General features: G+C 40.0%; 20 protein-coding genes. 10 read left to right on the top strand and 10 right to left on the bottom strand.

What is annotated here, in order from left to right:
* Nucleotides 1-441: 441 nt before the first annotated feature.
* From AC04NP_RS04050 to AC04NP_RS04040, 3 genes are all read right to left on the bottom strand, one after another.
* Complete coding sequence (locus tag AC04NP_RS04050) at nt 442-1071, bottom strand: LON peptidase substrate-binding domain-containing protein (protein WP_482858180.1); 630 nt, start codon at nt 1069-1071, stop codon at nt 442-444.
* A gap of 260 nt (nt 1072-1331) precedes the next feature.
* Nucleotides 1332-2558: an NADP-dependent isocitrate dehydrogenase gene (icd, locus tag AC04NP_RS04045; protein WP_482858178.1), complete on the bottom strand. Its 1227-nt coding sequence runs from the start codon at nt 2556-2558 to the stop codon at nt 1332-1334.
* A 116-nt stretch (nt 2559-2674) separates the two neighbouring features.
* The gene (locus AC04NP_RS04040; RefSeq protein WP_482858176.1) at nt 2675-3034 is read right to left on the bottom strand and encodes a DUF6249 domain-containing protein; all 360 of its coding nucleotides are present in this window, start codon (nt 3032-3034) and stop codon (nt 2675-2677) included.
* A gap of 175 nt (nt 3035-3209) precedes the next feature.
* On the opposite strand from AC04NP_RS04040, the gene AC04NP_RS04035 reads away from it, so the two are divergent.
* Both AC04NP_RS04035 and AC04NP_RS04030 read left to right on the top strand, forming a co-directional pair.
* Nucleotides 3210-3782 carry an RNA polymerase sigma factor gene (locus tag AC04NP_RS04035; protein WP_482858174.1) on the top strand — a complete coding sequence of 191 codons (573 nt, stop codon included), beginning with the start codon at nt 3210-3212 and terminating at the stop codon, nt 3780-3782.
* A complete protein-coding gene (locus tag AC04NP_RS04030) occupies nt 3779-4207 on the top strand; it encodes a hypothetical protein (RefSeq protein ID WP_482858172.1) in 429 nt (142 codons plus the stop codon). The genes AC04NP_RS04035 and AC04NP_RS04030 overlap by 4 nt, the downstream gene beginning before the upstream one ends.
* A gap of 57 nt (nt 4208-4264) precedes the next feature.
* Here the strand turns inward: AC04NP_RS04030 and AC04NP_RS04025 are convergent, their stop codons facing one another.
* Together AC04NP_RS04025 and AC04NP_RS04020 are read right to left on the bottom strand one after the other, a co-directional pair.
* A complete protein-coding gene (locus tag AC04NP_RS04025; RefSeq protein ID WP_482858170.1) occupies nt 4265-4849 on the bottom strand; it encodes a CPBP family intramembrane glutamic endopeptidase in 585 nt (194 codons plus the stop codon).
* Nucleotides 4849-6729, bottom strand: a complete 1881-nt coding sequence (locus AC04NP_RS04020) for an ABC-F family ATP-binding cassette domain-containing protein (RefSeq protein WP_482858169.1) — start codon at nt 6727-6729, stop codon at nt 4849-4851. The genes AC04NP_RS04025 and AC04NP_RS04020 overlap by 1 nt, the downstream gene beginning before the upstream one ends.
* A 181-nt stretch (nt 6730-6910) precedes the next feature.
* Between AC04NP_RS04020 and AC04NP_RS04015 the strand changes: the two genes are divergently transcribed.
* The 8 genes from AC04NP_RS04015 (at nt 6911) to AC04NP_RS03980 (ending at nt 13569) form a co-directional block, all read left to right on the top strand.
* Nucleotides 6911-8458, top strand: a complete 1548-nt coding sequence (locus tag AC04NP_RS04015; protein WP_482858168.1) for a hypothetical protein — start codon at nt 6911-6913, stop codon at nt 8456-8458.
* A gap of 171 nt (nt 8459-8629) precedes the next feature.
* A complete protein-coding gene (locus AC04NP_RS04010; RefSeq protein WP_482858167.1) occupies nt 8630-9079 on the top strand; it encodes a hypothetical protein in 450 nt (149 codons plus the stop codon).
* A 260-nt stretch (nt 9080-9339) separates the two neighbouring features.
* Nucleotides 9340-10539 (top strand): hypothetical protein, encoded by a 1200-nt coding sequence (locus AC04NP_RS04005; protein ID WP_482858166.1) that lies wholly within the window; start codon nt 9340-9342, stop codon nt 10537-10539.
* Nucleotides 10540-10552: 13 nt separating this feature from the next.
* The gene (locus AC04NP_RS04000) at nt 10553-11590 is read left to right on the top strand and encodes a sensor histidine kinase (RefSeq protein ID WP_482858165.1); all 1038 of its coding nucleotides are present in this window, start codon (nt 10553-10555) and stop codon (nt 11588-11590) included.
* Nucleotides 11587-12348 carry a LytR/AlgR family response regulator transcription factor gene (locus tag AC04NP_RS03995; protein ID WP_482858164.1) on the top strand — a complete coding sequence of 254 codons (762 nt, stop codon included), beginning with the start codon at nt 11587-11589 and terminating at the stop codon, nt 12346-12348. The genes AC04NP_RS04000 and AC04NP_RS03995 overlap by 4 nt, the downstream gene beginning before the upstream one ends.
* A gap of 171 nt (nt 12349-12519) precedes the next feature.
* The gene (locus AC04NP_RS03990; protein WP_482858163.1) at nt 12520-12813 is read left to right on the top strand and encodes a hypothetical protein; all 294 of its coding nucleotides are present in this window, start codon (nt 12520-12522) and stop codon (nt 12811-12813) included.
* Nucleotides 12789-12923 (top strand): hypothetical protein, encoded by a 135-nt coding sequence (locus tag AC04NP_RS03985; protein ID WP_482858162.1) that lies wholly within the window; start codon nt 12789-12791, stop codon nt 12921-12923. The genes AC04NP_RS03990 and AC04NP_RS03985 overlap by 25 nt, the downstream gene beginning before the upstream one ends.
* 211 nt (nt 12924-13134) lie before the next feature.
* On the top strand, nt 13135-13569 hold the full coding sequence (locus tag AC04NP_RS03980) for a hypothetical protein (RefSeq protein WP_482858161.1): 435 nt from the start codon (nt 13135-13137) through the stop codon (nt 13567-13569).
* On the opposite strand, the gene AC04NP_RS03975 is transcribed toward AC04NP_RS03980, so the two are convergent.
* From AC04NP_RS03975 to pyrF, 5 genes are all read right to left on the bottom strand, one after another.
* A complete protein-coding gene (locus tag AC04NP_RS03975) occupies nt 13566-14423 on the bottom strand; it encodes a nucleoside phosphorylase (protein WP_482858159.1) in 858 nt (285 codons plus the stop codon). The genes AC04NP_RS03980 and AC04NP_RS03975 overlap by 4 nt on opposite strands.
* Before the next feature lie 95 nt (nt 14424-14518).
* Nucleotides 14519-15157 (bottom strand): NeuD/PglB/VioB family sugar acetyltransferase, encoded by a 639-nt coding sequence (locus tag AC04NP_RS03970; RefSeq protein WP_482858158.1) that lies wholly within the window; start codon nt 15155-15157, stop codon nt 14519-14521.
* 143 nt (nt 15158-15300) lie between these two features.
* Nucleotides 15301-16605 carry a hypothetical protein gene (locus AC04NP_RS03965; protein ID WP_482858156.1) on the bottom strand — a complete coding sequence of 435 codons (1305 nt, stop codon included), beginning with the start codon at nt 16603-16605 and terminating at the stop codon, nt 15301-15303.
* Entirely contained in the window at nt 16602-17879 is a 1278-nt protein-coding gene (locus AC04NP_RS03960; RefSeq protein ID WP_482858155.1) for a DUF2851 family protein, read from the bottom strand. The genes AC04NP_RS03965 and AC04NP_RS03960 overlap by 4 nt, the downstream gene beginning before the upstream one ends.
* A gap of 57 nt (nt 17880-17936) precedes the next feature.
* The gene (pyrF, locus tag AC04NP_RS03955; protein ID WP_482858154.1) at nt 17937-18755 is read right to left on the bottom strand and encodes an orotidine-5'-phosphate decarboxylase; all 819 of its coding nucleotides are present in this window, start codon (nt 18753-18755) and stop codon (nt 17937-17939) included.
* Nucleotides 18756-18757 lie beyond the last annotated feature (2 nt).

Raw genomic sequence — 18757 nt, 5'->3', positions numbered from 1 at the left:
AATTATAAAAATTTTAATCCTACTCTGTTACCAAAATAGGTATGGTCAATTCTTGATAAATTAATTAGATGATTTGTTGTCTTAACTATGACAACTTGTCCATGTCAATGATACCATTTAATGAAAACATGCTGTCAAAGCCTTAAATAAAAAAACGGCCCAACCTTTTGAAACCGTCGTAAAACCATTGCCGTTGGTTTTGTTGTTACCTAATACTACAAAAATATACATAATTTACAGCTTCTCCAAAATTGTTATTTGAATATTCATAAATTCTATCGGAAATGAACAAAACCTTTACCCAAAATAGAACACAAATACACTTTGGCATCTGATTAGACAGCCGATAAGTAATATCAAAATCAACTTATCCGGCTCCAGGCAGGATTGTTTTTGACTTATTGGCTGTTTTTTTTTGGTATAATTCACCAAAATACAACCTTAAAAATCAAGAGGGTCGAAGTGGCGGAAATGACCGTTCATTTTTATCTTCTCTCTGGCTTCATTGATCTGTTGCAAAATAGGAATGGCCTCGTTGAGGTGTGAAATCATATAATCATGCCGGTCACTGTCTTTGATCATACTGAGCAGTTTGTATTCCTGCTTTAGTGAAAGTCCGATTTTATGGGCTATTTCAAAGGTGGTAACCATTTCATTGATTTCTATCTTTAAATCAACGTTGATTTTGGTAAAAAGATCTTTTACCAGCGCGAGGAGCTCATACTTTTGGGTGCTACTGGCATCATTCACATTTTCCAGTACTTTTATATATCCTCCCGCATAAAGTTTACCCTGCTGAGGATTTTTGTATTCGAGCACTTCCACGGCATGCAATCCCACCGTGGATATATCCATACGCCCATCGTCATAAACCTTTTCAACTTTTTTGATTTTTACCTCTGTGCCAAGCTCAATTTTTTGGTGGACAAAAGCAGGTATGACAAAAGTACGCTTGTCGTCAATACAGTCATTGATTAACTGTTTATATCTTGGCTCAAAGATGTGAAGATTAAGATTTTCGCCAGGGAAAACAACTATGTTTAGAGGAAACAAGGGAACCATCGCACTCATAGCAATATAACAGTCAAAAGGTAAAACGGTTTAAAAGACCTGTTATCAGACCATAAATTTAAATTATTCAAATCATTAATTTATTTTACCTTCAGCAATTTATTTAGTATTTCGTTGTCAAAATACTCAACCCACGAATTTCAAAACAGGATGCGCTGCTTTTTTGACGTTTGGATCCCTTTTTTGACTTCAAAAAACGAATCGATAAAAAAAGCCCCGGCTCTTATACCAGGGCTTTTTTATATTTTTCTACTTATACACTACATGTTGCCGACGATCTCGTTGCCAAATTCGGAGCATTTTAGCAATGTTGCCCCTTCCATTAGCCTGTGAAAATCATAGGTAACCCTCTTGGAAGAAATGGAGGACTCCAAACCCTTGTAAATCAGGTCGGCTGCTTCCTGCCAGCCAAAGTATTCAAACATCATCGCTCCCGATAAAATAACCGATCCCGGATTCACTTTGTCCTGCCCGGCGTATTTGGGGGCTGTTCCATGTGTGGCTTCAAAAATGGCGTTACCGGTTTCATAATTGATATTAGCCCCAGGTGCTATGCCAATACCACCGACAATAGCCGCCAGCGCATCAGAGATATAGTCACCGTTCAAATTAAGGGTGGCTATTACCGAATATTCGGCAGGTCTTAAAAGAATCTGCTGCAGGAAAGCATCGGCAATCACATCTTTAATGATCATCTGGTGTCCGTCTTTGTCGATTACCTGCCAGGCCCCCCCCTCGTAATCGCTGGCTCCAAATTGTTCCTTTGCTACTTCATAACCCCAGTCCCTGAAGGCCCCTTCGGTAAATTTCATGATGTTTCCTTTATGCACCAGGGTTACCGAATCCCGCTTTTGCTTAAAAGCATAGTCTATCGCTGACTTCACCAACCTGCCGGTGCCTTCCTGAGAAACCGGTTTAATACCATAGCCGGCAGTTTGTGGAAACCTGACCTTCCTGAACCTGTCGGGGAAGTTGCTTTGAAGCAATTCCGCAAATTTCCGGGTGTCTTCGGTGCCTTCCTGAAATTCAATCCCCGCATAGATATCTTCTGTATTTTCCCTGAAAATAACCATATCTGTCTTCCCTGGCTCTTTTACCGGTGAAGGGGTGCCGCGAAACCATCGTACAGGCCGCAAACAGGCATAAAGGTCCAACTGTTGCCTCAAGGCAACATTTAATGATCTGATCCCTCCTCCTACCGGCGTGGTTAACGGGCCCTTAATCCCCACCAGATATTCGCTAAAAGCATCAAGTGTTTCCTGGGGAAGCCAATTGCCGGTTTGATTGAACGCTTTTTCACCAGCATATACCTCTTTCCAATGTATTTGCCTGGCACCGTTGTAGGCTTTCTCCACTGCGGCGTCAAAAACTGTTTTGGCAGCCGGCCAAATATCTACACCTGTCCCATCCCCTTCGATAAACGGGACCACAGGGTTATCGGGAACATTCAACTGACCATTGGAAATGGTTATTTTTTGTTCAGTCATTGTCAATTCAATTTTCTACAGTTAAAAATTTGTAGGGCGAATTTAACAATTTTGAAAGATAATCCTATAATCCGCAAAAAGATGAGCCGGAAAATTGACAGTAGCATAATCACTGGCTACTGTCCTATCTTACTTTTAACCAGGTAGTAGTAAATCAGAAACCCCCCGGCAACAAAAATGGCAATTAAACCGAAAGGCAATGGGGATTGCTCTATTGAGTAGGGTATAAATTCAAGCAGTATCAAAGATAATCCCGCACAAAAAATGATCAAACCCCATTTTAGGGAAGCATACCGGCTGGAAATGGCTTGCTCCTTTTTAAACAAAGCCTGGCTCTCCTCGTCCACATAGCCTTTTTCTATCATTTTCTTCTTTAATATGTATTCGGTGATGGCTCTTATTGCATAATAAATACCTGTCCATATAACGGTTAATATGCCGATTGCGGCTATGGCCTCTGTGAAATGATGACTCATAATTTTAAATTTTGATGTACTATTTATCCGGTTTGACAGTGAACCAAATTCAAAGGTTGCAACTGGCATGAAAATAAACCGGTCACACAATAACCTTAAATTAAAACCGTCAAAATTTCTTAAATTATTAAAATTATCTGCAACACTTAAAGGCGCTAAATTGTCTCATACATCAATGACAGATGACAGGAAGCTAGTAAATCAGGTTATTCAGGGAAATCAGCAGGCTTTCAAAACCCTTATCAGGCAAAATGAAAGATTGGTGGCCCATATGGTTTACAGGATGGTTGATTGTGTTGAAGACCGGCAGGAAATCTGTCAGGATATTTTTGTAAAAGTTTATCAAAAACTTCCCGGTTTCAATTTTCAATCTAAATTGTCTACCTGGATCGCCACAATTGCCTACAGATATAGCATTAATCATTTAAAGAAAAAAAAGAAAATATTTACCAGTGATCTTGATGAAGAAGCAGTATACGGGTTGGAGCCGGAACTGGTCGATTACCAAACGCCGGAGTCTTTGTTTTCGCAACAAGACACAAAAAGTCTGGTGCACCGTTTAATAGAAAAGTTACCTGTTCAATATAAAACGGTATTGACCTTATTCCACCTCGAAGAAATGAGCTATCCGGAAATTGTAGAAATTACGGGCATGCCGGAAGGAACTGTCAAGAATTATTTATTCAGGGCCAGGAAATTGTTAAAAGAAAAACTAAAGAATTGTATTGTAAGGGAAGAGCAGTCATGAAAAATTCAAAAGATAAAAGTATTCAGCAAAGGTTAGATAAAAAACTTAAAAATGCTGATTTCAGAATTGAAATGGAGGTAGGGGAGGATGAAAAGATATACCGTATCCTCTACCGGGAGCTGGGAAATGACCCCGGTTATTCACTACCACCGGATTTTGCCAATAGTGTCGTTACCAGATTACACCCTAAGGGATTAGGCAGACTTTTAAATCCCGACCACCGCCCCTTGCTTGTTGGTATCCTCGTGATGTTGTCAATCTCTTTTGGGGTGTTTTGGCTTTTTAAGCTCAAGCTGGAACTTTCCACTTTATCGCTGTCTTCTAATATGGTGGCCACTAGCATATTGGGAATTGTAAGCCTTATTGTAATCCAGATAGCAGATCAGAAATTATTGAAATCTAAAATATTCAAGGCACTGAAATAAGTGTATTCAGATTGTTTTGGGCGATTCAAATGATAAGATTGCCTTAATTCCCCATTGTCAATTGTCAACAAAGCTTTCTTCCTCATAGTCCGATTGTGTCTGAGATAGTTTGTAGAGCAGGATAATGTCTACACAGGTATGGGCAACAATGGCAGATAATAACCCAAGCCTGATAGTCAAATAGCCTAGCCCGGCAATAATCAGGGTCATAAACAATCCATAAACGCTGATTCTGAGGTTAAAAGGGTTCAGGTATCCATGCATAGCGACGAATAATACAGCGGTAATCCATATCCCCAGATAGGGTTGTATAGCACCTCTGAAAAAAACTTCCTCGCCGACGCCTGCACAAAATGAAATAAAAACAATTTCCGGAATATTGAGTTTTAGTGGCCTGATAAGGGCTGCAAAAAACTTCATAGTAGGCTTCAGATAAGGTAATTCTACAATTCTCCATCCCAAAAGTGCCGCACCCGAACCATAGATTACGCCGACAAGTACCTGATAGCCTATACCAGCTTTTCCCACCAAAAAAACCGCCGGGGAAATATCATGAAGATATCTCATAATAAGCCAACCTGCCGCACCAAAACCAAAAAGTGTGGCCAGGGCCAGATAAAAGATGGTTTCCCTTTTAATCATCAGACATATTCAGATAAATTCAGCCAACGGTCCGTTTTTAATTCAATTTCTTCATCCAGTCGCGCCACCTTTTGTGCAGCCTCTGTCAGCTCCTGGTGATTCATGGTCCCATTGTTCATTTGTGCCATTAAAGCCTCTTTCTCTTTTTCCTTTACTTCAATTTCAACCGTCAATTCCTCAAACTCCCTCTTTTCCTTAAAGCTCAACCGGGTTTTCTTTTCAGGAGATGTTTTTGCTTTCTCTTTTTTTAATTTCTTCTGATCACTTTGTTTTTTGTCCACCCATGTATCTGATTCCTGCTGCCGGTAATCTGAATAGTTACCTGGAAAATCCTTTATCACACCATTGCCTTCAAAAATAAATGAGTGGTCAACCAGCTTATCGATGAAATACCGGTCATGCGATGCAATCAGTAAACTTCCATTGAATCCTGCCAAAAAGGCTTCCAGAACGTTCAAAGTCTGTAAATCCAGGTCATTGGTAGGTTCATCCAGTATTAAAAAGTTTGGGTTTTGAATCAGCACCCGTAATAGTTGAAGCCTCCTCCTTTCGCCACCGCTAAGTTTACCTACCACATTGTATTGCATTTCGGGAGGAAACAAAAATAGGTTCAGCAATTGAGAGGCAGTTAATTCGCTGCCATCCGACATTTTTATCACTTCAGCCACCTCTTTGACCGTATCAATGACACGCTGATTACTATCAAACTGAAAGGACTCCTGAGTATAATAGCCTATTTTGGTGGTTTGACCGTAGTCTGCCAGGCCGGAATCCGGTTTTATTTTCCCCGCTAAAACATTTAAAAAAGTGGTTTTTCCAACACCGTTCTTTCCTATAACACCAATGCTGTCTCTCTTTTTGAAAATATAGGAGAACCGGTCTATTAGCAGGTGACCGCCTAAAGACAACACGATATCTTTCAACGCGAGGATCTTTCCACCCTGGCGCGTGGTATTGACATTTAGCCGGATTTTCTGGTCAGCGGTTTTTTTCCCAGCCTTTTCTTTCAAATCATAAAAAGTATCGACCCTGTACTTTGCCTTGGTACCTCTGGCTTTTGGCTGTCTTCTCATCCAATCCAGCTCTTTTCTCATCAAATTTCTGGCTTTTTCGATTTCGGCCTTCTCCTGAATTGTTCTTTCCAACTTTTTCTCCAGAAAATGGCTGTAGTTTCCCTGATAACGGTAAAGTTTTCCGCCTTCCAGTTCCATTATCTCATTGGTTACCCTATCCAGAAAATACCGGTCATGGGTGACCAATAGCAAGGTTAGCTGTTGATTTGCCAGGTAATTTTCCAGCCATTCAATAGAATCAATATCCAGATGGTTAGTTGGCTCGTCAATGATTAAAAGGTCGGGTTTTTCAATTAATACCCTGGCCAGGGCCACACGTTTTTTCTGTCCCCCCGATAACGATCCGACTTTTTGATCAAACCGTTCAATACCCAGCTTTCCAAGTACCTGTTTTACAAGACTTTCATAATCCCAGGCATTGGCATTATCCAATTGCTCAATCAGGGTATGCAGGGTATCTTCTGCCACTTCACCGGTTTCTATCAAACGCAGTTGATATTCGTAAGACTCGATCAGCGCTAAAGTGGTATTGCCTTCAGTGTTAAATACCGCTTCAAGGATTGTATCTTCATCATGTAAAACAGGATTTTGATCCAGATAGGCCACATTAATGCCTTTTCTGAAAACCACCTGGCCAGTCTCCGGAGCCTCTATGCCTGCCAGAATTTTGAGTAAGGTCGATTTACCACTACCGTTAATCCCAACCAGGCCTGTTTTCTGCCCCTGTGACAATCCAAAGGAGATATTTGTGAATAAATCCTTTTCATTAAAGGATTTGCTAACCGATTCTACAGACAAATAATTCATTACACAAATCTAGCTAATTGACCTGGCATCTGTTTCAAATTAATTCAAATTATCCCAAAATGGGAACATTTGACCTTCAAAAAAAACAATAAGAATCTAACTATCAGATACTTAGAAACAGTGGCACAGGCCTTGTCGTAAAAATCCTGAAAATACACTAAACACTTAAATATTGGACATCATGAAAAAGCATTCTATCAAAGCGCTTAATATCCTGATCATAATGTTTTTCCTGGCCGTTAATGGCTTTACCAAACCTGTTAATGAGCCATGTTTGACTGTATCAAAAGTAAAGATTGTGGTAATTGGTGCTGATGCCGACCATGACAAGAACGCGCAGGGTGAGGTATTCTGGATTGAAAGGTACCGTGAGTACCTGAAATCATTTAATACTGATAATGAAATCATCAACTTAACGAAGAAAGGTTTAAACTCTTACAACATCGTTCCCACAGGATCGACCAGTCCCTACGGCAGGCCTAAAGCCGACCCGGAGCATAATATATCGAAGGCAATCTCGCTGAAGCCAGATGCTATCATTGTAAACCTCGAATACAATGATATATTGGAGAATTTTCAGACAAGTGAGCAGATAGTAAACCTCATGCTGATCGCCAGCGAGGCCAACAACAACAATATTCCCATCTGGATTAACACCCCGAAGCCGAAAACTTTTGACACTCCCGAATACAATGCAAATCATAAGGCGTTGAAAGAATTGATCAAGGAAAGGTTTCATCCGTTTGTGGTGAAAATTTGGGATGCCCTGGCAACGGAAACCGGAGGCATAAAAGCAGAATTCAGGACTTCCGATCAAAATCATATTAATCAGAAGGGTCAGGAGGTGATCGTATCTAAGCTGGTGGAAGCTGATATACATCAATATTGCGCAAGAAGAAAATATAAAGGTGGAAAAGATATTTCTATTTATAGCTTAAAATCACCTGAAAACGGACAAAATCCTACTTCAAGAAAATTTCAGGTAACTATTGCCAATTCAGGGGGTGAAATCCGCGATGAAATTTCAGTTGGCCTCGAGCTGATTAATCAGGATAATAATAAAAAGATAACCTTGAATAAAACGATTAATAAAGGCCTTGAAGCTTGTCAGTTCGAATCCATTGAGTTCTATGTAAACAACCTGCTTTATGGGAACTACAAGGTTTCCGCATACATCGCAAAAAGGATTGACCGTAATCCTAAAAATGATACGACGCATATGATTTTAAACCATTTTGCTTTGAATAAATCTTCAAAAGCCAATAAAGGTAAAATCCAGGTTGATAATAAAGTGGAACTATATGCCATCAATATCGATGGCTTTAGTTCCCACTTTAACCGGTATAACCAGGAGGAGCAATACGCGTTCTCCAATTCCGGGGGAGCCAGGCTGTACCAAATTCCGGACATCTTCAATGAAAAAAATACCGAATCAACTACTTTTAAAATTTTAGCAGAAAAAGTAATGGAGATTAGTGCCTTTGAAGTGGCGGTAGAAAACCCAGGAGCCAAACTGGTGGAGGTATTTTACAAAAGGAATATGGATGAGGGCAAGGACAACTCTTTGGAATACTGGATCTTAGCCAGCTCACAAAAGATAATGGTTGAAAAAGGGCAAAATCAAATTGAGATCCCTACCAAAGACATTCATTTGGACAGAAAAGACAATGTTGGAATTTACATCCGTACAAGAGATTTATCCGGCGTACCTATAAGCCGTAATAAATAGGTGTTTAGTGTTTTCAATGACTAAAGAGGTCGTGCCTTTGGCCATGACCTCTTTTGTTTCATCAAATATTCGGTAAACTATCTTCAATTTACGAAAAATAAGATGTAAATTAGTAAACAGATGCCCTCTTGCATGGTCATCGTTTCATCCTCCCTCCGGTAACATAAGATTATGAAAAAGTTATTGATACTGTGTTTTCTGGTAATCCCGGTAATGGCCAAGGCTCAGGATATGGATTTCAAAAAGCTTAAACTTGTACTCGCTAAGGAGGCCGTGGTTATTCAGGAGGTGGGAAATGCTGTGGAATATGAATTGAACGATCTGAAAATCTACCTTATCACAGATGAAAACGCCAACCGGATGCGTCTTATGGCCGGAGTAGTGGAGTCGGCCAAACTCTCACGGGAGGATTTGGATATTCTGATGGAAGCAAATTATGACAGGGCATTGGACGCAAAATATGCCATTTCCGATAATATTCTTTGGGCTGTCTATGTGCATCCGTTACGTGAACTCCGTGAAAAGCAGATCATAGATGCCTTGTATCAGGTTTTTGCCCTGGTTAAAAACTATGGCACTACCTACACCAGTACAGACATGATCTTCGGCGGGGAAAATTAACCCTTTTCACCCTCAGCAACCAAATATCCCACTTCAGTTAACTATTATTTAAGCAGGTCGGTTTTACTTTCCATATTAGCAAAATTCCGTTCATCTTTGTAATATGGTAATCTGAATGAAAGGTCGGATCACCAGTCAGATTCAGGACAGATGATCATCAGTAATCCAATAAATACAATTAATGAATTATTTGCAGAAGCAAGGAAATGCAGATGAAAGGTAGCACAAGTTTAGTACTAATCTCCATCATAACTATTTGCATGGGTTTGGTATCACCACATACCAGCGCCCAAAATGATGAGGGATTTATTTATGGGAAAATAACTACCAGGTCCGGCAATGTTTACTTTGGACAAGTAAGATGGGGGGATGAAGAGATATTCTGGAATGACATTTTCAATTCAACCAAAACCTCAGGAACAAACTTCAGAAATGTATCACAGAGTAAGGAGAATAACGATGAAAAAGAAAATAGCTGGCTGGACTTTGACTGGGAGTTTTTGAGTATTTGGGATGATAAATATTCGGGTACTTCCCACAGTTTTGCCTGCAGGTTTGGGGATATCGGGTCTATGGTAATCAGGGGGGAGAAAGAGGTAAATGTAATTTTCAAAAACGGTGTTAATATGGCTGTAAGAGGTGGATCCAATGACATTGGGGCAAAGATAAAAGTATATGATGATGAAATAGGCCAGCTCGACCTGCGATGGAGCCAGGTCAAACGAGTTGACTTCAGCCCTACCCCGGCCACCCTGAAAAACAAATTCGGTGAGCCCCTATACGGCACAGTGGAAACGTTCAGAAAAGGAAAGTTTGAAGGTTTTATCCAGTGGGATCATGATGAACGCATCAGCACCGACATCCTGAATGGCGACAGTCGCGAGGGCGATTTGAAAATACCCTTTGGCCATGTAAAATCAATAGAAAGCAAAAACAATGGAAGTATTGTGGCCTTAAAATCCGGCAGAGAGCTGTATCTTACCGGCTCAAATGATGTCAACAGGGAAAACAGGGGTGTCATCGTAACCACCGAATCGCTTGGCAAAATTGATATACCGTGGAAAGCATTCAGGAAAGTCACATTCGACCGCCCTCCTCACAGCGGGGCAAGTTACCAGTCATACAATATCCCCCGCGCTATAAAGGGTAAGGTAAGGGTTATTGATGGCGAAACCCTCGAGGGGTTAATCGTTTACGACTTAGACGAATCCTGGGATTTCGAGTTATTGGATGGAAAAGATGATGAGCTTGAATACCGGATACCTTTCAGAAATATTAAAAAGATCATTCCTAAAAACTACAATTACTCTATTATTCTGCTAAAGAATGGTGATGAACTGCTTTTAGGATATGAAAGGGATGTATCAGAAGATAACGACGGGCTGCTGGTATATGTGAGACAAAATGAAGAACCTGTATACGTTAAATGGAAAACAATTGATGAGATTATTTTAGATTAACTAATTATCTTTAGTGATTAAAGTCTTTCGGTTAAACCTGACAATAAAAAAATGGATTCTCACAGGCCTCGGCCTGTTGTTGGGGGGTGCTGTAATTTTTACGTTAATCAGACTTCAACCTCCTGTTGCTTTTTATATCACCATTTCCTGGTTCCTGTTGTTGACGCTATTGCTGTGGCTGGGTAACAGTTTGATTTCAGGGTTTTTAGACAAAAAACTGCCCTGGCGAAAATATGTCACTGCCAGGTTTTTTATTCAACTGGGTTTAACCATTATCTATTCCCTGTTTTGTATCAATACCTCCTATTTCCTGTTTAAGCATTTGTTTACCAATGATCCTCCCATTTGGGAACAGGTCGTGCTTACCAATATCTATGGCCTTTTGTTAATCTTACCCGTCTTTTCTATTTACTTTGGCATACACTTTTTGAAAGCCTGGAAAAAATCAGAACTGGAGACAGAAAAACTTCAGAAAGAGAGTGTCCGGTCCCAGTTGGAAGCCCTTAGGAACCACCTCGATCCTCATTTTTTGTTTAATAACCTAAACATCCTTTCCTCCTTAATAGATAAAAACAAAGACCTCTCAAAGGAATATCTGGAGAAATTCGCCGAGGTATACAGAATTATTCTGCAAAACGAGGTGTCGGAGTTGATTACACTTAAAAAAGAGCTTGATTTCATTAAATCTTATCTTTATCTTATCAAAATACGCTTTCAGGGCGATATAAGAATTGATTTGGAGGTGAGCGATTACCTGAAAATGAAAATGATACCACCTTTAAGTGTTCAGATGCTGATAGAAAATTGTATCAAACATAACGCTATCACAGAAACCAGCCCCTTGATCATTAATATATTTACCGAGAATGATCGATATTTGGTTGTTAAAAATAATCTAAAACCCAAAAAAAACACGGGCAACAAAAAAAGTAGTGGCCTGGAAAACATTAGCAACCGCTACGGTTATTTTACCGATCAGGAATTGCAAGTGGAAAGTTCCGCTACCCATTTTACCATCAAAATTCCTTTATTGGAAATTGAAGAATTATGAGAGTATTAATCATTGAAGATGAAGCTTTGGCTGCTGAAAAGCTGGAGGCAATGTTAAAGGAAATTGATCGACAATTTGAAATTGCCGGAATTACCAAATCTGTTGAGGGTTCTATGCACTGGTTAAAGACGAATCCCGAACCGGATTTGATTATCAGCGACATACATCTTTCCGATAGTTTGTGTTTTGACATTTTTACGGGGTTAAAACCGAAATGTCCGGTGATTTTTGCCACTGCTTATGACCAGTATGCCATCCAGGCCTTTGAAGTAAACAGCATCGACTATTTGCTGAAACCTATTCAAAAAGAGAAACTAAAAAACAGCATCGATAAATTCCATGAATTAAAGGCGAAAAATGCAATAGCTTTTCCCGATCTCGATAAAATTGCCCATATTATTAGCCAGTCCAATAAAGAATACAAATCGAGATTTCTGGTTAAAGTAGGTACCACAATAAAATCCATCCCTGTTAATCAGATTGGTTACTTTTTCACCCATGACAAGATGACTTATATCGTGGCCAAAGACGGCAAAAAGTATCCTGTGGATCATACCCTGGAGGAGATCGACAAATTACTGGCCCCCAAGGAGTTTTTCAGGGTCAACCGGAAATACGTAGTTCATATAGAAGCGGTCAACGAAATTCATCCGTATTTTAAAGGGCGCCTGAAAATAAATCTCACCCCACATATTGACGATGATATCGTCATCAGCTCCGAAAAAACCCCGTCATTTAAAGCCTGGCTTGACAGGTAAACCTACCCTCACCCCCACCCCCACACCCACACCCACACTCAAACTCAAACTCAAACTCGACCCCTGCATATCCCGTTTCAGTGGTAATATGTTCGGCTAGGTCAGGCTTCGCTTCTATATACCGAAGGCATTTCACATTTTTAAAGTAACCAATCAAAAAAGCTGCCGATTATGAGGATCAAAACGCTACCCGACTTATTTCTATCCTTCATCACATTACTTCTTTTAAACCCATTGATGCATGTAAGGGCACAATCCGACGCCGGTTTCATTTATGGTAAGGTTACTACTATCGATGATAATACCTACACGGGCAACATCAGGTGGGGTAAGGAAGAGGTATTCTGGTTTGACATGTTTAATTCTTCCAAGCCCGGGAACGAGAATCTAAGGTATCTGTCGGCTGAGAACCGGGATTACCTGAACCGCAACAGGGAAACATGGTCATCAAGAAAATACTACTGACAGACTCCCAGGATGTAACAGATGATAATGACGGCATATTGGTTTTCAACGGCAAAGGTGATCCGACCTATATTCCCTGGGAGGATGTGGACAAGATAAATTTTAATTAAAAAGAGAATTAATAAAACCCTCAACAGCAACAATGTACCGTTTTATGTTTGTGAGAATCGAATACAGATTTTGACTAGCGTTTAAAACAAACTTCATGATCGAAATTTCCTGGGACCGAAAGGTTTCAGGAAATTTTTATTTTCGCCAATTCAATCATAATTGATTCTCCTTTATTAATTTGCACCTATCAAATTAACCAATCAATTAATCATGAATAAGATTATCACCCTCATAAAAACCTGCTTTGTAATCATATTAATCGCGCATTTTAACGGATGCCAGCAAAAAAAGGAAAATCCAACTACGACGCTGTTCGAAGAGACCATGGATTTACATGATGTGGCGATGGCAAGAATGAGTGAAATTTATACCCTGAAAAAGTCTTTAACCAAAAAAAATGACAGTTTATTTAAGGTAGGCCTGGTAGATAGTGTATCTCAAAAAGAGTTTATACTATTAATGGAACAATTAGAAGAAGCTGATGAGGCCATGATGTCATGGATGGCACAATTTGAAACGAAATATAAAAACGATGACACCGAGGAAAGCCTGAATTATTATAAAGACCAGAAAGAAAAAATTCTGGCCGTGAGCAAATCCATGGATGAAGCCATAGCACGTGCTAAAGAAGCCACCAAAGATTAGATTCTGTCCAGGATTTTCACAATCAGGGAGTCAATAATTTTCGCAGGGTTTTTAGAAAACTTGTTTTCAATTCTGTTGGCCAGGATAGCGTTGACACTCAGGATTTCATGTCCCAACAGACGGCCCAGTGCGTAATAACCGGCGGTTTCCATCTCAAAATTTGTTAGCCAGAAATTGTCGTAATGAAAATAATTAAGGTCTTCGATCAGGTTGTTAAATTTTGACTTTACCCTGATATACCTGCCTTGCGGCGCATAAAACCCGGGGCAGGTAACGGTATTTCCTTCAATCATATCAAAAGCAAATTTCCTTTTTAACTCATCAGAACCTTTCACACAGTAAGGCAGAAAAGGAAGGTCAATCTTTTCCTTGAGTTCTTTTACGATCAGCTTTTCAAATTCAGTCTGTGGAAGGTCATAAAAACTCATCAATGTATCAAAACCCACACCATAATCTGACACCAGATAACTGCCGCATTTTAAATCGATCTGCAGGCTGCCGGAAGTACCGATCCTGATAATCTGTAGTTTGCGTTTCTTATCTTTTACCTTTCTGGTTTTAAAATCTACATTCGCAAGCGCATCCAGTTCGGTGAGCACAATTTCTATATTGTCGGTACCCATGCCTGTGCTCATTACCATTACTCTTTTTCCCTTATAGTTACCGACATGTGTGATAAACTCCCTTTTATTCATTTCAAATTCAATATCATCAAAATGCTGGCTCACCCGGTAAACCCTTCCCGGATCGCCGACTGTTATGATAAAATCGGTTATTTGATCAGGTTTTAAATTAAGATGGTAAATCGAACCATCGGGGTTGATGATTAAATCTGCTTGGGAAACTTTGCTCATGAATAAAAGTAAAAATTGTATAACTAAATCAAAACTTAATATAGATAATAAATAATTAACAATGGTTTAAATTATCATTACGAATTGATACCGGTCTAACCGGCAACCAGAGAGGCGGGATTACCAAATACGGTCTGACCCTTCGACACATCAGCAACTACCACCGACCCGGCCCCTACCCTGGCACCTTCACCTATGGTTACACCGGAAACAATGGTGACTCCTGATCCGATAAATGCTTCGGCTTCAACCTTTACGCCGGCGTTCAGCACACTTCCGGCACCGACCTGGACAAAATCGCCCAATTCGACATCATGATCAATCACAACACCCGAGTTGATAAGGCAGTGATTCGAAATCCTGGCACTGGCACCAACCACCACACCGGCATTGATGAAGTTGCCATGCCCCAGAAAAACACTTTCAGGAATATGGACAAAGCTGTGAATGGCGTTAACCGGCATTTTTTTTCTTTTTTCATTAATCATTTTTACCAGACCTTTCCGGTATGCATTTTCATCAACAGCTACAAATGCTTCGGTCTTTTTACCAATCAGTTTAAGGAACCCGTGGTCATCAGTGGCACCGAGCACCGACACGCCGTTGATTTCTTTACCATGCCATGACACATCATCATCCAGAAAACCAAATACAACCACTTCATGGCTGTTAAAGATTTCCAGGGCAGCCTTGGCGATTCCATTTGCGCCAAATATTATTACAGGATTTTCCATTGAAAGTGATAATTAAGAAGGCAAAGGTAAGATGATCTAACACATACTGCAAAATAAAAAAATGTCCTGTGCATATTTTTGAAACGAATGGCTGACCGTGGCAATTCAGACTAATGCCAGCTTGTACTTTCAAAGGGAAAAGTTCAGGTTTTAGGTGCCAGTTTGAAAAGCTGGAAAAGTTTATCCACCATGGGATTGTTAAGAATGATGAGGTAAATAAAAAAGGGCAGAAAGGCTATTTTGTATCTGACCAAGGTACCGAAATTAGGTGATGACAAGGCCATAAAAGCTGCCAGAATACATATGTAGACCACCATGGAAAAAATCAGTATTCTGTGCGGAAATTCCCGGTTCCTAAAAATCCGGAAAAGGGCGCCAATGGTGAGTATCAATAGCACAAGGTTTTCGAAGCCGACCCAATATTGAAATATGGTCCTTGCATCGAGCAGGCTGGGCCTGAATAAGCCGGAATATAGTGCTTTTGGCAAATTGATTAAAATGCTTGAAACCGTCGGATCCAGTTTGTTATAAGCAATCAAATCCTCAGGGGAGGACAGTTCATAAATCTGATTGTGGGTGGTAACGACACTTTGCAAAAAATTTTCAGCCCTTAAATTAGGATGAATGGTAGAGGCAAATAGCAATATTAAGGTAAAAACAAGGAGCCATGAGCCAAAGTGGGTATAGTAGTTTTTTTGTACGAACTTAAAATTAAGCCTGAGGAAAGCCACGATAAAATTGGCTGCCATAACCGGTATCAAAACGCCGACATAGTAATATTTCAACTTTAACAAAATCCACAGAAACAAAGCCATCAGTATAATCCGGGGATAGGATATTTTCTGGGATATAATAAGATATGGAATAGAAAAACCGACAATAAAACACAAACAGCCCATCACAAGGCTCTCCTTGGTCACCCCGGAACTCCAGAATAGCACCGAAGGGAAAAACAGAAAAGCAATTGCCGAATAAAATTTGGTATCCTCAAATTTGCTGGCCAGCATGTTTGCCAGATACCACATACCCAAATAGCTAAAATATGAAAAATAGATTCCTGTCAACCAGTAATTGTTATAGGTAATGAGATTAACAATACTTGCCAATTTAGCGGTAAAAAAAGCCCTGGGTTGAAATTTCATTACTAATAACTCAGCAAACTGATCAGGAATTTCATTCACCAGCAGAATCTTAACGTAATCGACAGGGTGCCGGTAGGCAATATTTACCAGTCTCACGGCCTCTTCGTAAAATGCATATGTATCACCTGATATATAATAATACTTATATACGAGGCCAACAGCAATACCTGCAGCTACTTTGATTATTAAACCCGGAATGAAATACCTGCCCAACTGGTAGGTTTTCACCTTGTTGTAGATTAAATAGGTAATGTATCCCAGTAAGGTAAGATTGAAAATATAAGCCAGGATCTTTAAGAAACTCATGTAGTCTTAACTATTGAAATCCCAATATTACAATTTAAGCACTTATTACCAAGACAAAAATTATCAAATAATTCAATCAACCCTTGTGAATCAAAAGCACTTTCGATTTTGACATCCAGATTTTTCCACAGTTTGGTCACCTTGTTGGTTTCCGGTGGCAATTTCTCCAATAACCGGACCGCATGATCGATTTGGGACCGGTCTTCTTTAATCAGACCATAAGCCACTTTCAATGGGACCACCGTGTTGATGATGATATTATAGATACTTTCCTTACCCAAACCCGGAATTGATGACCGGCAAAATTTGCCAAAAGAGTAATGATTATGCCAATATGCCGACTGGCTTACGGACAAATTATCTATTAAAAATTGACATGAATTTACTTCTTTAAAAACAGAAAACAAATTTTTATTCCGGTGGAAAAACTGCGCAAATTGTGCTATTCTGATGGTAGGGAAATTGCCAGGTCTCATTCTTAAAAATTTCCATTCTACCTTGTTTAACTCTTTACCCTTCAGATAATATTTATGGGCCAAAAACTGATATTCATTCTTTAATCTTCTGAAATATTCATCTTTTAAAGGATCATTCAGAAATCCGGCCACACCAAAAAGTAATGCTTCAACCTGAAATATATTGTTGCGATGCTTGAGGAGCAGCTTTAAAGGCAGATTTTCGGATAATCTTAAAAAGGCCTCCTTGTTTGTTTTAAAACCAAAGTTTTGGGCCAGTAACCGATAAGTAGCCTCCTGCCAGGTGAGCTTGTTATCAATTAACCGGATGATATCACCTGCCTTTCTTTCAAGTCGGCCAATCACCGTCTTGTCCAACATGGAGCGGATAATTATAGCATCAACTTTGCCGATAACGTGGTTACAGGGTATTGTTTCCAGGTTTTGCGTCAGGTATTTATACTTTCTGTAGAGATCGAAATCTACCCTGTTTTTTAATTCAAGGGTAGGGATCAGGCTGCCATCATTACGATAAACCGCCATGTCATCTTCCCAAACCACATGAAGGATAACCCGGTTGTAGGCAGGGTCGGTTTGGTGTTTATGCTGTTTCCAGTGTGAGGATTTAACATGAACCTCAACGTGGCCAAACCAATTGATGCCATCGATTTTAATTTTCGCCTGACTGAAATCCGGTCCGGCATCATGGTTTTGAATGCCCGGGTTAAAAATGTTTACCTGCTCATGGTGAGTGGTGGTAAGTCGGTTTTTGGAAAAGTACTGGTACTTCCATAAAAAAACAGGAAAATCCTCTTTCATATCTCATAAAGGTTAAAAAATGACTTTGGGGGATTTCCTAAAAAATGTGAAGGTAATTTAAAGAAATTTTTCCAAATAATTGTCCATTTGATGGCTAATTTCCTGCGCTGATTTTCTGGCCTCAGAGGCAAATCCGGTACCGGTACCGGAATAAATGATGCCACGGGTTGAATTAACTAATAATCCACAATCTTTATTCATGCCAAACCTGGAAACCTCCTCCAGGCTCCCTCCCTGGGCACCAACGCCAGGAACCAATAAAAAATGATCAGGCACAATTTTTCTGATATTTTCGAAATGGCTGGATTGAGTGGCACCTGCCACGTACATCAATTGTTCATTGCTGCCCCATTGCTGACTGACCTCCAGCACCTGCTCATACAGTTTGCCTTTACTATCAGCCATCGGCAGGTGCTGGAAATCCGCACTTCCGTCATTGGACGTAAGTGCCAGAAGTATGACCCATTTCCCTTGAAATTCAAGAAATGGAGAAACAGAGTCACATCCCATATAAGGGGCTACCGTTACAGCGTCAAAATCCATTTGCTCAAAAAAAGCCCTGGCATAAAGCCTCGAAGTATTTCCAATGTCACCACGTTTGGCATCTGCGATGGTAAAAATATTATCCGGGATATAAGCCAGGGTTTTTTCAAGGCTTTCCCAACCCCTGGCACCATACGCCTCATAAAATGCAATATTCGGCTTGTAAGCCACACACAAGTCTTGCGTGGCGTCGATGATCTGCTTGTTGAATTCAAAGACCGGATCATCGTATTTAAGCAGGTGGACAGGTATTTTGGTGATATCTGTGTCTAAACCCACACATAAATACGATCTTTTATCGAGGATTTCCCGTTTCAGGGTTTCTTTGGTCATAG

Source organism: Agaribacillus sp. DX54 (assembly GCF_056858335.1).
This window is presented reverse-complemented; position numbering and strand designations above follow the sequence as displayed.